Raw genomic sequence first — 12,906 nt, 5'->3', positions numbered from 1 at the left:
ACCAGCGCGCTCCGTGCGCTGCGAAGCGCTTGGATGTCACCTCGCCCCGCATGCGGGGAGAGGCATAGGCCGCCCTTGGCGGCCGTTCAAAGAAACGCCGAAGCGAAGCTTCGGCTATGTCGCATCGCCAGATGCGATCCGGGTGAGGGGGTACAGGTCTTACAACTCGCACCGCCTCGCGGAGGGAAGCCCCTCACCCCGCCCTCTCCCCGCAAGAGCGGGGCGAGGGGGACGAGAGAGCGAGGCTTACCCAACTACTCCGTCATCGGCTGGCCGGAGAGGTCCCAATCCTTGCCGTTGAAGATCGAGACATAGAGCGTCTTCATCGGCGTGTAGTCGTCGGGCGTGTAGCTGTAATTGATGCCGTCGAGGAAATAGGGCGAGTGGAAACCGGCGAGGGTGGTGGCGTGCTTCAGCACGTTGGCGCGGGTCAGATCGTCGCCGCAGCGGCGCAGGATTTCGCCCATCGTTGCCGCCTGGCCGTAGCCGGCGAAGGCGATGGTGTTGTCGGGGTCGATGTTCGGCAGGTACTTCTTGCGCAGCTCCTCGAACGCGATCACGTCCGGATCCTTCTCGTAGCGAGGTACGCCGACTTCCTTGTTGTAGCGAATCGCGACGATGTCCTTGGCGTTCTCGAGGCCCGCAGCGCTCAGGATCGAGCGACCGGTCGAGCCCGCCGACAGCAATTGCAGCGGCTTCCAGCCGAGTTCGGTCACCTTGCGGATCGACTGCGACGTCGCCTTGCCGGTGGTGATGTTGTAGAAGACGTCGGCGCCCGACTTCGAGAGATTGATGAGCTGCGAATCGACCGTCGGATCGGTGAGATCATAGGTCTGCTCCATGATCACCTGTGCCTTGCCGCCGGCATCGGCCAGCACCTTCTTGAACGGCCCGAGGAAGTCGCGGCCGAAATCATCGTTCTGGTAGAGGATGCCGACCTTGGCGTTCGGCTTCACGCTGACGACGTGCTTGGCGAGAACGCGTGCCTCGGTCGGATAGAGCGGCAGGCCCGCCATGGTCCATTTGAAATTCTTCGGGTCGTTCCACTTCGAGGCGCCGGTGTTCAACAGCAGTTGGGGAACGCCCTTGGAATTGAGGTATTTATGCACGGAGGTCTGCGGCGCGGTGCCGAGCGAGCCATACAGCGCCAGCACCTCCTCCTGCTCGACCAGGCGGCGCGTCGCCTCGACGCATTTCGGCGCGCTGTAGGCGTCGTCCATGGTGAGGAATTTCACCTTGCGGCCGTTGATGCCGCCCTTGTCGTTCAGCATCTGGAAATAGGCTTCGCCGACGCGGCCGAGCACACCATAGAGCGAGCCGGGGCCGGAATGCGGCACGGTCTGGCCGAGCTTGATCTCGGTGTCGCTCGCACCCGGATCGTACTTCTTGTCGGCGGCCCGGACGAAAGGCGCGGGCAGCACGGACGCGGCGATCACAGACAATGCGGTGGCGCCGAACTCGCGCCGTGTATGCTTTTTCATTATTTCTCTCCCTGAGGCGAAAAGCTCTCGCATTCCGCCCTGCGCCGGGCAAGCGCGAAGTCATGACTTTGCAGCGCAATGCCGCGTCACGGCAAATGCGTAGCGTGTAGACTCAAGTTTGAGTGTGAGGCGGTGCTCTCTTCCCTTCTCCCCTTGTGGGAGAAGGTGGCTCGCATCGAAGATGCGAGCCGGATGAGGGATCTCTATCCCCGGAGAGAGACCCCTCACCCCGCTTCGCTGCGCGAAGCGACCCTCTCCCACAGGGGGAGAGGGTGAAAAGCGTCACGGCTTCACGGCCACGGCGACGAGTCCGGGTGCCGGGATATTGTCTTCATTGCGCGCCGAGAGATCGTCGAGCTGGGCCAGCGTCAGCCCCGCGGCAGCGACGGAGTCGCGCACGTAAGCTGCACTGTGGGCGTAGCGCAGTCCCTCGCCGATGATGACGCCTTCGCCGTCATGGGTCTCGGCCGTGAAGGCGAGCACGCCGCCTGCCACCAGCACACGGCTGGCCTCGGCGAGCACCGGCGCGAGATCGGCGACATAGACCATTGCATCCGCGGCCAGGATCAATTCGGCGCTGGCCTCGCGCCTGGCCGAAATGGCCTTCAACATGTCGTCGACCTCGAGCTCGGCATAAAGGCCGGTGGCGCGCGCCTTGTCGATCATGCGTGGCGACAGGTCGATGCCGATGAAGCGATCGACATGCCGGGCGAATGCACCGGCCGCCAGCCCGGTGCCGCAGCCGAGATCGATCGCGCGCTTGAAGAAGGCCGGCTTCTTTGCGCCCGCACGCACCGACAGCACCGCCTTGAACAGCAGTGCCGGGCCGCGATAGCCGAGATCGCCGACCAGCGCGGCCTCGAAGCGCGGCGCATATTGATCGAACAGCGTCTGGACATAGCCCGGCGGCATCGCGCTGACGGCCTCGACGCCGAGCTGCATCAGGCGAAGGCCGGCGCCATGCCGGTCTTCGGGATCGGCGTCGCGCGCGCCGCGGAACGCTGCGATCGCGGCCTCGCGCTGACCGAGCTCCAGGCGGATCTTGCCCAGCGTGTACCAGGCCGACGGGAATTTCGGCACAAGCTCGATTGCCTGTTCGAGCAGCTCGGCGGCAGCCGGCAGATCGCCCTTCAATTGCAGGTCGCGCGCGAACTCGTAGCGGCGGTCGGCGACGAGATCGCCGGAGGACAGAAACAGGCGGGGGGCCATTCGCTTTAAGGAACCAATCTCGGCCGGGTCCGGCCATCCATCAAAGCACGGACTTTTTCCGGAGATGGATGCACGGGTCAAGCCCGCGGATCCGGCTAAACATCGCGGATCGAGCGCCTATATAGGGGCGATGCGCCCGCAAGACATCCTGATGCCCGTCCCGGCCGGGCTTTGCTGCAAGCCCGGCGGCTTCCACATCGATCCTGTCAGGCCGGTCGAGCGGGCACTGATCACCCATGGCCATTCCGACCATGCGCGGGCGGGCCACGGCGCTGTGCTCGCGACCCGGGAAACGCTCGACATGATGCGGCTGCGCTACGGCGAGAACTTCGCCGGCTCTGTGCAGGCGATCGCCTATGGCGAGGAGATCAGGCTCGGCGACGTCACGGTGACGTTTCATCCCGCTGGCCACGTGCTGGGCTCCGCCCAGATATCGGTGACCTGCAAGGACACCCGAATCGTCGCCTCCGGCGACTACAAGGATGCGCGCGATCCGACCTGCGCGCCGTTCGAGCTGGTGCCCTGCGACGTCTTCATATCGGAGGCGACGTTTGGATTGCCGGTGTTCCGCCATGGCGATGCCGCCGGCGAAGTAAACAAGCTGCTGGCCTCGGTCAAACTGTTCCCGGAGCGCGCGCATCTGGTCGGCGCCTATTCGCTCGGCAAGGCACAGCGCGTGATCGCGCTGCTGCGCGAGGCCGGTTACGACGCGCCGATCTATCTGCACGGCGCGATGGAGAAGATCACCTATTACTATCAGGAGCGCGGCATTGCGCTCGGCGAGCTCCGGCCCGCGCGCGGCATGAAGAAGGCTGAGCTTGCTGGCACCATCACGCTGGCACCGCCAAGCGCGACATCCGATGTCTGGACGCGCCGCTTTCCCGATCCAGTCACCGCATTCGCCTCGGGCTGGATGCGCGTGCGCGCCCGGGCCAGGCAAGGCGGCGTCGAGCTGCCGCTGGTGATCTCGGATCATGCCGATTGGGACGGGCTGACGGCGACGATCGCCGCCACTGGTGCAGGCGAGATCTGGGTCACCCACGGCCAGGAAGATGCGCTGGTGCATTGGTGCAAGACCAGGGGCCTTGCCGCGCGGCCGCTCGATCTGGTCGGCTATGGCGACGAGGATGAAGGCGAGACGGCCGCACTGACCGGCGAGGCCCAGCCCGCCGGCGAGGCGGAAACATGAACCGTTTTGCCGAGCTGCTCGACCGCCTCGCCTACGAGCCCGGCCGCAACAACAAGATCAAGCTGCTGGTCGCCTATTTCCGCGAGACCGAGGACCCCGACCGCGGCTACGCGCTGGCGGCGCTGACCGGCGCGCTGTCGTTCAAGCACGCCAAGCCGGGCCTGATCCGCGACCTGATCACCGAACGCGCCGATCCGGTGCTGTTCGGCTACTCCTATGATTACGTCGGCGACCTCTCGGAGACGGTCGCGCTAATGTGGCCGAAGGCGGAGCTGCCGGGCCACAACAACCCGCCTCCCCCGACGCTGACTGATGTCGTCATCACGCTGCGCACGCTCGGCAAGGCCGAGCTGCCGGCGCAGCTGGCGCGCTGGCTGGACGAGCTCGACGAGACCGGGCGCTGGGCGCTCTTGAAACTCGTCACCGGCGCGATGCGGATCGGGATCTCGGCGCGGCTGGCGAAGACCGCGGCGGCGGCGCTCGGCGACAAAGACCCGCACGAGATCGAGCTGCTGTGGCCGGGCCTGTCGCCGCCCTATCTCGACCTGTTCGCCTGGCTCGAGGGCCGCGGAGACAAACCGGTCAACCGCGACCCTGCGCCGTTCCGCCCGGTGATGCTGGCGCACGCGATCGAGAATAGCGATTTCGCCAATCTCGACGCCGCCGATTTCAGCGCGGAATGGAAATGGGACGGCATCCGGGTGCAGGCGGTGTCCGGCCGCGATGCGCGCGGCCACGTCCAGGCGCGGCTCTATTCGCGCACCGGCGAGGATATCACCGGCAGCTTTCCGGATCTGGTGCCGTCGCTGCATCTGCCCGGCGCGATCGACGGCGAGTTGCTTGTGCTGCGCGACCGCCGCGTGCAGACCTTCAACGTCCTGCAGCAGCGGCTGAACCGGAAGGTCGTTTCGCCGAAGCTGATCAAGGAATTTCCGATCCACCTGCGCGCCTACGACCTGCTCGGCGACGACGAGAACGATCTGCGCGAGCTGCCCTTCACCGAACGCCGCGCGCATCTCGAAGCCTTCGTGGCCAAGCTGAACGATCCGCGCATCGATCTGTCGCCAACCGTCCCGTTCGCGAGCTGGGAAGAGCTGGCCGCGGCGCGCGCCGATCCCAAGAGTGCGGGCGCCGGCGACGATGCCGGCGCGGTCGAAGGCGTGATGCTGAAGCGGCGCGACGCGCCCTATCTGCCCGGACGGCCGAAAGGTCCGTGGTGGAAGTGGAAGCGCGATCCGCACATCATCGACGCCGTGCTGATGTATGCCCAGCGCGGCCACGGCAAGCGCTCCTCCTATTACTCCGACTATACGTTCGGGGTCTGGACCCATGGCGAGGCCGGCGACGAGCTGGTGCCGGTCGGCAAGGCCTATTTCGGCTTCACCGACGAGGAGCTGTTGCAGATCGACCGCTTCGTCCGCCGCAACACCACCGAGAAGTTCGGCCCGGTGCGGCATGTCGTGCACGAGCCGGATCAGGGGCTGGTGCTGGAGGTCGCCTTCGAGGGCTTGCAGCGCTCGCCGCGTCACAAGTCCGGCGTCGCAATGCGCTTCCCCCGGATCAGCCGCCTCCGCTGGGACAAGCCGCCGCGCGAAGCCGACCGGCTGGAGACGCTTGAACGGATGTTAATCTCCATGACAGGAAGTTAAATCCCAAGCGCGCATGACAGCCATTGATCGCGGTGCGCGGGTTTCCCATGTGCACCGCCGTGACCTATAATGCGGGCGATTCCGTTAGACCTCGGTTCTGATGGGATCAGAATCGAGGTCTAGGTTTTGTTTTGACGCGTTTTCTTCACGCGAACCGGTGCCCACTTCGCGCGAAAACGCTATTGGAGACAGCAATGCCAAACGACATCCGGGACTTGCCGGCCGGCCGGAGTGACGGCCTGTACCGCTTTCTCGGCGGATCGCCGCTCTCTGTGGCGTTCCGGTTGATTTTGCTGTCGATTCTGGTCGGTGTCGTGCTCGCCGCGATCGGCCTCGATCCATGGAACATCCTCAACAGCATCCGCAGGCTGTTCCAGAGCATCTGGGATTTCGGCTTCGATGCGATCAACTGGGCCTGGCGCTACTTCCTGCTCGGCGCCGTCATCGTGATTCCGATCTGGCTGTTGTCGCGGCTGTTCGGCGCGCCGCGCGGCCGCTGATCTCAGGGAGTTCGCAGCCGATGCAATTGCGATTTGTCGGCTGCGGCGATGCATTCGGCTCCGGCGGCCGCTTCAACACCTGTTTCCACGTCAGCGGTGCGCGCAGCAATTTCCTGATCGATTGCGGTGCCTCATCGCTGCCGGCGATGAAGCGGCTCGAGATCGACCGCGACGCGATCGACCTGATCCTGATCACGCATTTCCATGGCGACCATTTTGCCGGCCTCCCGTTCTTCCTGCTCGACGCGCAGTTCTCCCGCCGCACCCGGCCGCTGGTGATCGCAGGGCCCGAAGGCATCGAAACGAAACTGCCTGCGGTGATGGAGGTGATGTTCGAGCATTCCTCCAAAACCAAACAACGCTTCGATCTGTCCGTCGTTACGCTGGCGCCGCGCGAAACGCGCAGCTTCGGCGAGGTGACCGTGACGCCCTACCCTGTCGTGCATGGCGAGTCCGGCGGGCCGTTCCTCGCGTACCGCGTCGAGGCGGAAGGCCGCATCATCAGCTACAGCGCCGACACCGAATGGACCGACGCACTGATCCCGGCGGCGCAGGACGCCGACCTCTTCATCGCCGAAGCCTACATGTACGACAAAATGGTCAAGAACCATCTCAGCCTGAAGACGCTGGAAGCGCATTTGCCCGCCATCAACGCCAGGCGCGTGGTGCTGACCCATATGAGCGACGACATGCTCGGCCGCATCGACCACCTGCCCTACACGGCGGCGAGCGACGGCATGGTCGTGGCGCTCTGACCAAGCAATGCCTTGCCCGCCGATCTTCCGCCATCGCATTGCTCTGAGAACAATTCCGGCATGGTCGCGCGACGGATGTCGCGATAGAAACGGATATTCCTTGCAATTGTAGCCATGCACGCACCCATCCACCCGAAGATCACGACGCGTCAGGTGTTCGCCATCGCCGGCCCCGCGATGGTCGCCAACCTGACCACGCCGCTGATCGGCATCGTCTCGACCACCGCGATCGGCCGCCTCGACGACGCCGCGCTGCTCGGCGGCGTGGCGATGGCCTCGGTGATCTTCGACTGCCTGTTCTGGCTGTTCGCCTTCCTGCGCATGAGCACGCTGGCCTTCACCGCACAGGCGCAGGGCGCCGGCGAGATCAAGGAATATGCCGCCATCCTGGTGCGCGGCTTCATCGTCGCCGGCCTGATCGGCGCGGCGCTGATCGCGCTGCAGGTGCCGCTCGCCGCGGTCACGTTCCAGCTGATGGGCGGCAGCGAAGGCGTCACGCGCGCGGCCAAAGCCTATTTCATGATCCGGATCTGGTCGGCGCCGCTGGCGCTCGCCAATTACGTCATCCTCGGCTGGCTGGTCGGCCAGGCCCGCGCCAATCTGGCGCTGGCGCTGCAGATCGTGATCAATTTGATCAACATGGCCGCGACCGTGCTGCTGGTGCAGGTCTACGGCGCCGGCATTGCCGGTGCCGCGATCGCCGCCGTGCTCGCCGAGACCGCCGGTTTCGCCGCCGGCATCGTGGTGGCGTGGCAGATCTCGCAAGGCGGCTTCGCCGTTCCCGCGGCGACGCTGTTCGACCGCGCCAAGCTGATGCGCATGCTGACGGTCAATCGCGACATCATGGTCCGCACCGCGGCGCTGATCGTCGTGTTCCTGTTCTTCACCGCCAAGGGCGCGCGCGAAGGCGACGTGACGCTGGCGGCGAATTCGGTGCTGAACAATTTCCTGCTGGTCAGCGCCTTCTTCCTCGACGGCCTCGCCAATGCCGCCCAGCAGCTGTGCGGCCGCGCCTTCGGCGCACGCGATGTACGCGGCTTTTCCGATTCGACCCGGCTGGTGCTGCTGTGGGGCATCGGCTTTGCGCTGGTCGTATCGGTGCTGTTCGCGCTGTTCGGACCGGCGCTGATCAATTTGATGACGACCAGCGACGACGTGCGCCGCTATGCGCGCGCGTTCCTGCCGTTCGTGATCCTGGCACCCCTGCCTGGCGTGTTCGCGTTCGGCTTCGACGGCATCTATGTCGGCGCGACCTGGGCGCGCGAGATGCGTAATCTGATGCTGGCCTCGCTCGCGATCTTCCTCGCCACCTGGTGGGCGCTCAGCTCGTTCGGCAACACCGGCCTGTGGATCGCGCTGCTCGGCTTCTACGTCGCGCGCGGCGGCCTGCAGGGCCTGCGCTATCCGGCGCTGCTGCGGAAGACGTTCAAGACGGCGTAAGTCCGTAGCCCGGATGGAGCGAAGCGCAATCCGGGCTACGAAGTTCTCTTCCCCTTCCCCCTGAAAGGGGGAAGGTCGGGATGGGGGTCAGCCACAGGCGACGCAGCTCATGGAGAGAGCTGATCCCCACCCGCTTTGCTCTGGCGAGCAAAGCGACCTCCCCTTTTCAAGGGGAGGTTAGGGCGCGGCCGGATTTCGCTTCATCCGGGCTACCCGCACCTACCTCACCGGCCACTCCTCGGCTGTAATCGTCGCCGCATCGGCGCCGACGATTTCCGACAGCGAGTCGCGGCCGGTGCGCAGCAGGGTCGAGGACAGATCGCGCTTGATGTCGTCGACGAGGCCAAGGCCCTTGTAGACCAGCGAGGAATAGAGCTGGATCAGGCTGGCCCCGGCACGGATCTTGGTCAGTGCGGCGCCGCCGCTATCGATGCCGCCGACGCCGATCAGCGGAAACGCGCCTTCGACACGGACATAGGTCTCGGCCACCATCCGCGTCGACAGCCGGAACAGCGGACGGCCCGACAGGCCGCCCTGCTCCTTGGCGCGATTCTCCTCGCGCAAGGTCGAGGGCCGCGCCAGCGTGGTGTTGGCGACGATCATGCCGTCGACGCGGCGCGAGCGGGCGATGTGCACGACGTCGTCGAGCTCGGCGAGGCTGAGGTCGGGCGCGATCTTGAGCAGGACCGGCGAATCGCCGGCGTTCTTGCGCACGCGCTCGCGGGTATCGATGACCCGCGCCAGCAGATCGTCGAGCGCCGCCGATTGCTGCAGATTGCGCAGGCCGGGCGTGTTCGGCGAGGAGACATTGACGGTGAAATAGCTCGCGACCGGCGCAAACGTCTCGATCAGCTTCACATAATCGGCTGCGCGGTCGGGCGAATCCTTGTTGGCCCCGACATTGACCCCGACAATGCCGCCGGCGCTGGCGCGCGCGGCGAGCCGCCGCAGCACGGCCTCCGCACCGTCATTGTTGAAGCCCATGCGGTTGATGACGGCCTCGTCGCGCTCCAGGCGAAACAGCCGCGGCCGCGGGTTGCCGCCTTGCGGCTTCGGCGTCACCGAGCCGATCTCGACAAAGCCGAAGCCGAGCCGCAGCAGCGCGTCGGGCGCCTCCGCACTCTTGTCGAAACCCGCCGCCATGCCGATCGGGTTTGGAAAGTTGAGTCCGAAGGCGCGCACCGCGAGCTTGGGGTCATCCGGCCGCTGCCGGATCGGCGGCAGCAGCTTCAGGCCCTGGATCGCCATGCGATGGGCATCCTCGGGATCGAACCAACGCAGCAGCGGCAGCGAGAAGGCGTCGAAGGCACGGATCACGGCTTGAGCTCCGGAACGTCGTGGCCACCGTCGGAGCGCGCGCGCAGGTCGAGGATCTCGGTGACGGCGCCTAGGTCGAGCTCGCCATAGAGATGCGGGAACAGCTCGTCATTGCGCGACCGCTCCCAGCGCAGGGCATCGCCCAGCGCATCGGCATCGACGGCGACCAGGAACAGGCCGGTTTGCCCGTGGTAGTGCTTGCGCGCGGTCTCGGCCACCTGGGAGGCGGTGGAAAAATGGATGAAGCCGTCGCGTTTGTCGTCGGCACTGCCCCGGTACACGCCCTGCCGTTCGGCCTCGCGCCAGGCCGAAGCGGGGGTGATTTTGTAGATCATCGGCACGGGCCGGCCTTCCCTTTTGTCCTTGAGTCCCTTGGGGTTTTATCCGGATTTGAGGGGAAATGCCCCAGACGCCATCTGGCGAGCGAGGGACCGTATCGGCGGCGGCGGCGCAACTCAAGCGGTGCCGGGACACATCGGCCGACAGATTTGCGAAAACGCCAAGTTTCAGGCAATAATTCCTACCATCCGGGATACCCTCGATGGCCAAACAGCCCAAAGCCACCCGACCGCTGACCCACGCGCAGGTCTGGGCCGCGCTCGACCGGCTCGCCGAACGCGCCGGGCTGTCGCCGTCCGGCCTTGCCAAGCAGTCCGGACTCGACCCCACCACCTTCAACAAATCCAAGCGCGTGACCGGCGACGGGCGCGAGCGCTGGCCCTCGACCGAATCGCTCTCCAAGGCGCTGGCCGCGAGCAATGCCAGCATGGAGACCTTCGTGCAGTTGCTCGGCGATGGCGCGCGCGGCGGACAGTCGGTGCCGCTGATCGGCTTCGCGCAGGCCGGCGCCGGCGGCTATTTCGACGACAGCGGCTTTCCCGCCGGCAAGGGCTGGGACGAAGTGGCGCTACCGGCGACATCAGACGAACACGCCTATGCGCTGGAGATCGAGGGCGACTCGATGAAACCGGCCTATCGCGAAGGTGACATCATCGTGGTGTCACCCGCGACCGCGATCCGCCGCGGCGACCGCGTGGTGGTGCGCACGACCGGCGGCGAGGTGATGGTGAAGGAATTGAGACGCCGCACCGCCAAGATGCTGGAACTCGCATCGCTCAATCCGGAGCACCCCGACCGCATGCTCGACGTCGAGGAAGTCGCGTGGATCGCACGCGTGGTGTGGGCGAGCCAGTGATTGGGCAGGTAAACGCCGGCGTCGTCCCGGGCAAGCGAAGCGCGAGCCGGGACCCATAACCACCACTCATTGTGCTTGAGCGATCTGGGGCCACAGCTGGCTTCGACAACATGACCCTGTGGTTATGGGTCCCGGCTTTCGCCGGGACGACGGCGGAGGTTGCGGCGCGCTCCCTGCCAGCCTTACGCCGCGTAGTCCGGCTCCTTGCGATCCAGCATCCGCTTCAGCGCATCGAAATGCCGCTGCGCCGGGGACGGGCCGTTGTAGAGATGGTCGTCGCGGAAATCGCGTTTGGTCTTCTCCACCACATGCTGCGGCAATTGCTTGAGCGGCTGCTGGGTCCACATCGCGTAGATCTGCACCTGTGCGGCGCGCTCGATGTAATAGAGCCGGTCATAGGCATCGGCGACCGTCTCGCCGACGGTCGAGATGCCGTGATTGGCCATGAACAGGATGGTCTTGTTGCCGATCACCTTGGCGAGCCGCGCGCCTTCCTCGGGATCGAGCGCGGGGCCGGTGTAGCGGTGTAGAGGTCGTCATAGGCAATCGCCTCCGACAGCCCGACCTCGGTCTGGCCGATCTCCTTGATCCGCGGATCCTCGAGCCGCGTCAGCGCGCTCGCATAGGGCATGTGGGTGTGGAACACGGCCTTGGCCTGCGGCAGCGCCTTGTGGATCGGCGCATGGATGCAAAAGCAGGAGCGCTCGACCTCACCCTCGCCGCGCTTCACCTCGGCATCGTCGATGCCGACCTCCATGAAGGAGGATGCTGTCACTTCCGACCAGTGCATGCCGAACGGGATCTGGTAGTAGCGGTCGGTGCGGCCGGGCACCACCAAGGTGAGATGGTTGAAAATACCTTCCGAAAAGCCGTGGATGTAGGCGAGCCGATGCGCCGCCGCGAGATCGACCCGCGCTTGCCATTCCTCGGCGCTCGAACTGTCCTGCAGCGATGTCGGCGAAACCCTGAACTGCATGCGCATGCTCCCGTCTGTGCCGGCCTCTCGGCGGAGGCCCTGCTGATTTTATGGATGCGAGTGTAGCGCAATCCGGCGCCAGGCTCCGGTGAAATTGCCGATGGCCTGCTATCCGAATTTTGCGGGCTTGGCGTCATTATGTGATGATGCGCTGCGAAGACGGCGGATCGGCGGCTTCGTTGGCTGCGGCGGAAAGCCACATGAGCGGCCTGACTTTCCAACCCAACGCAACCCACTCCGCAAAGCCCGGAGTTACGCAATGACAGGACCATCCGACCGCAAGACCATCGCCATCGTCGGTCTCGGCAGCATCGGCGGCATCATCGCCGGCCTGCTGCGCGCGGTCGACAAGCATGACGTGATCGCCTGTGTCCGGCGGCCGCTCGATCGGCTCACGGTCGAGCGGGCGGAAGGCACGGTGGAAGTGCCGCTGCGCGCCCTCACCGATCCGGCAGCGGCTACGCCGGTCGACTGGGTGTTGTTGTCGACCAAGGCGCAGGACACGGAATCGAGCGCGCCCTGGCTGCAAAGGCTGTGCGGGCCGCGGACGCGCGTCGCGGTGCTGCAGAATGGCATCGGCCACGCGGAGCGGCTGGCGTCATTGGTCGGCGCCGCCACGGTCGTTCCGACCATCGTCTATTACAACGGCGAGCGGCTGGCGCCGGATCGCGTCCGTTTCCGCCGCGCCGGCGAGCATGAATTCGCGGTTGCCGATGACACAGACGGACGCGCGTTCGAAGCGCTGCTGGATGGCACGGCGATGCGCGTGCGGCGCTCCGCCGATTTCACCACGCTGGCGTGGCGCAAGCTTCTGCTCAATGCGGTCGCCAATCCGATCACCGCGCTCACCTTGCAGCGGCAGGCGGTGTTCCGCCGCGCGGACGTCAAGGCGCTGTGCCGCGCCATCCTCGAGGAGGCCGCGAATGTCGGCCGCGCCGACGGCGCCCAGCTCGCGCCCGACGAGGCCGAGCTGATGCTGGCGACGTTGTTGACCTATCCGCCGGACGCCGGCACCTCGATGTATTTCGATCGTGTCGCGGGACGCCCGTTCGAAGCCGACGCTCTCACCGGCGCGATCGTCGCGGCCGGCGAACGGCACGGCGTGCCGACGCCGCTCAACGGCCTGCTGCTGACGCTGTTGCGCGCCACCAGCGACGGCCTGCGCGACGCGGCGCAGGCCGAGCGGCGATGAGCG

Annotated in this window: 13 protein-coding genes; 7 read left to right on the top strand and 6 right to left on the bottom strand. The window is 66.0% G+C overall.

From position 1 onward, the window contains the following. Positions 1-254 precede the first annotated feature (254 nt). Both ACVMDN_RS41370 and ACVMDN_RS41365 read right to left on the bottom strand, forming a co-directional pair. The gene (locus ACVMDN_RS41370; RefSeq protein WP_076832391.1) at positions 255-1,481 is read right to left on the bottom strand and encodes an ABC transporter substrate-binding protein; all 1,227 of its coding nucleotides are present in this window, start codon (positions 1,479-1,481) and stop codon (positions 255-257) included. 282 nt (positions 1,482-1,763) lie between these two features. Continuing rightward, a complete protein-coding gene (locus tag ACVMDN_RS41365; protein ID WP_076832394.1) occupies positions 1,764-2,690 on the bottom strand; it encodes a class I SAM-dependent DNA methyltransferase in 927 nt (308 codons plus the stop codon). Between the two features lie 130 nt (positions 2,691-2,820). Between ACVMDN_RS41365 and ACVMDN_RS41360 the strand changes: the two genes are divergently transcribed. The 5 genes from ACVMDN_RS41360 (at position 2,821) to ACVMDN_RS41340 (ending at position 8,223) form a co-directional block, all read left to right on the top strand. Beyond that, positions 2,821-3,879: a ligase-associated DNA damage response exonuclease gene (locus ACVMDN_RS41360; protein ID WP_076832397.1), complete on the top strand. Its 1,059-nt coding sequence runs from the start codon at positions 2,821-2,823 to the stop codon at positions 3,877-3,879. Then, complete coding sequence (locus ACVMDN_RS41355) at positions 3,876-5,528, top strand: cisplatin damage response ATP-dependent DNA ligase (RefSeq protein ID WP_076832400.1); 1,653 nt, start codon at positions 3,876-3,878, stop codon at positions 5,526-5,528. Before ACVMDN_RS41360 ends, ACVMDN_RS41355 begins: the two co-directional genes overlap by 4 nt. Before the next feature lie 194 nt (positions 5,529-5,722). Then, positions 5,723-6,028 carry a DUF6460 domain-containing protein gene (locus ACVMDN_RS41350; protein WP_028334595.1) on the top strand — a complete coding sequence of 102 codons (306 nt, stop codon included), beginning with the start codon at positions 5,723-5,725 and terminating at the stop codon, positions 6,026-6,028. A 20-nt stretch (positions 6,029-6,048) separates the two neighbouring features. Then, the gene (locus ACVMDN_RS41345; protein ID WP_076832403.1) at positions 6,049-6,783 is read left to right on the top strand and encodes an MBL fold metallo-hydrolase; all 735 of its coding nucleotides are present in this window, start codon (positions 6,049-6,051) and stop codon (positions 6,781-6,783) included. A 114-nt stretch (positions 6,784-6,897) separates the two neighbouring features. Beyond that, positions 6,898-8,223: an MATE family efflux transporter gene (locus ACVMDN_RS41340; protein ID WP_141340825.1), complete on the top strand. Its 1,326-nt coding sequence runs from the start codon at positions 6,898-6,900 to the stop codon at positions 8,221-8,223. A gap of 219 nt (positions 8,224-8,442) precedes the next feature. Here the strand turns inward: ACVMDN_RS41340 and ACVMDN_RS41335 are convergent, their stop codons facing one another. Continuing rightward, positions 8,443-9,540 carry a quinone-dependent dihydroorotate dehydrogenase gene (locus tag ACVMDN_RS41335; protein ID WP_076832406.1) on the bottom strand — a complete coding sequence of 366 codons (1,098 nt, stop codon included), beginning with the start codon at positions 9,538-9,540 and terminating at the stop codon, positions 8,443-8,445. Beyond that, a complete protein-coding gene (locus ACVMDN_RS41330) occupies positions 9,537-9,881 on the bottom strand; it encodes a DUF952 domain-containing protein (RefSeq protein ID WP_028334591.1) in 345 nt (114 codons plus the stop codon). Before ACVMDN_RS41330 ends, ACVMDN_RS41335 begins: the two co-directional genes overlap by 4 nt. A 200-nt stretch (positions 9,882-10,081) precedes the next feature. Here ACVMDN_RS41330 and ACVMDN_RS41325 point away from each other — a divergent pair, with 200 nt between their 5' ends. Continuing rightward, complete coding sequence (locus tag ACVMDN_RS41325) at positions 10,082-10,735, top strand: S24 family peptidase (RefSeq protein ID WP_076832408.1); 654 nt, start codon at positions 10,082-10,084, stop codon at positions 10,733-10,735. A gap of 182 nt (positions 10,736-10,917) precedes the next feature. On the opposite strand, the gene ACVMDN_RS41320 is transcribed toward ACVMDN_RS41325, so the two are convergent. Together ACVMDN_RS41320 and ACVMDN_RS41315 are read right to left on the bottom strand one after the other, a co-directional pair. Continuing rightward, positions 10,918-11,208: a class II aldolase/adducin family protein gene (locus ACVMDN_RS41320; RefSeq protein ID WP_456843676.1), complete on the bottom strand. Its 291-nt coding sequence runs from the start codon at positions 11,206-11,208 to the stop codon at positions 10,918-10,920. Further along, positions 11,205-11,711 (bottom strand): class II aldolase/adducin family protein, encoded by a 507-nt coding sequence (locus ACVMDN_RS41315; RefSeq protein WP_456843675.1) that lies wholly within the window; start codon positions 11,709-11,711, stop codon positions 11,205-11,207. Before ACVMDN_RS41315 ends, ACVMDN_RS41320 begins: the two co-directional genes overlap by 4 nt. A 259-nt stretch (positions 11,712-11,970) precedes the next feature. Between ACVMDN_RS41315 and ACVMDN_RS41310 the strand changes: the two genes are divergently transcribed. Then, positions 11,971-12,903, top strand: coding sequence for a 2-dehydropantoate 2-reductase (locus tag ACVMDN_RS41310; RefSeq protein ID WP_076832414.1), 933 nt, complete (start codon positions 11,971-11,973; stop codon positions 12,901-12,903). Positions 12,904-12,906 lie beyond the last annotated feature (3 nt).

The sequence above is a fragment of the Bradyrhizobium sp. USDA 4510 genome (assembly GCF_054059095.1).
This window is presented reverse-complemented; position numbering and strand designations above follow the sequence as displayed.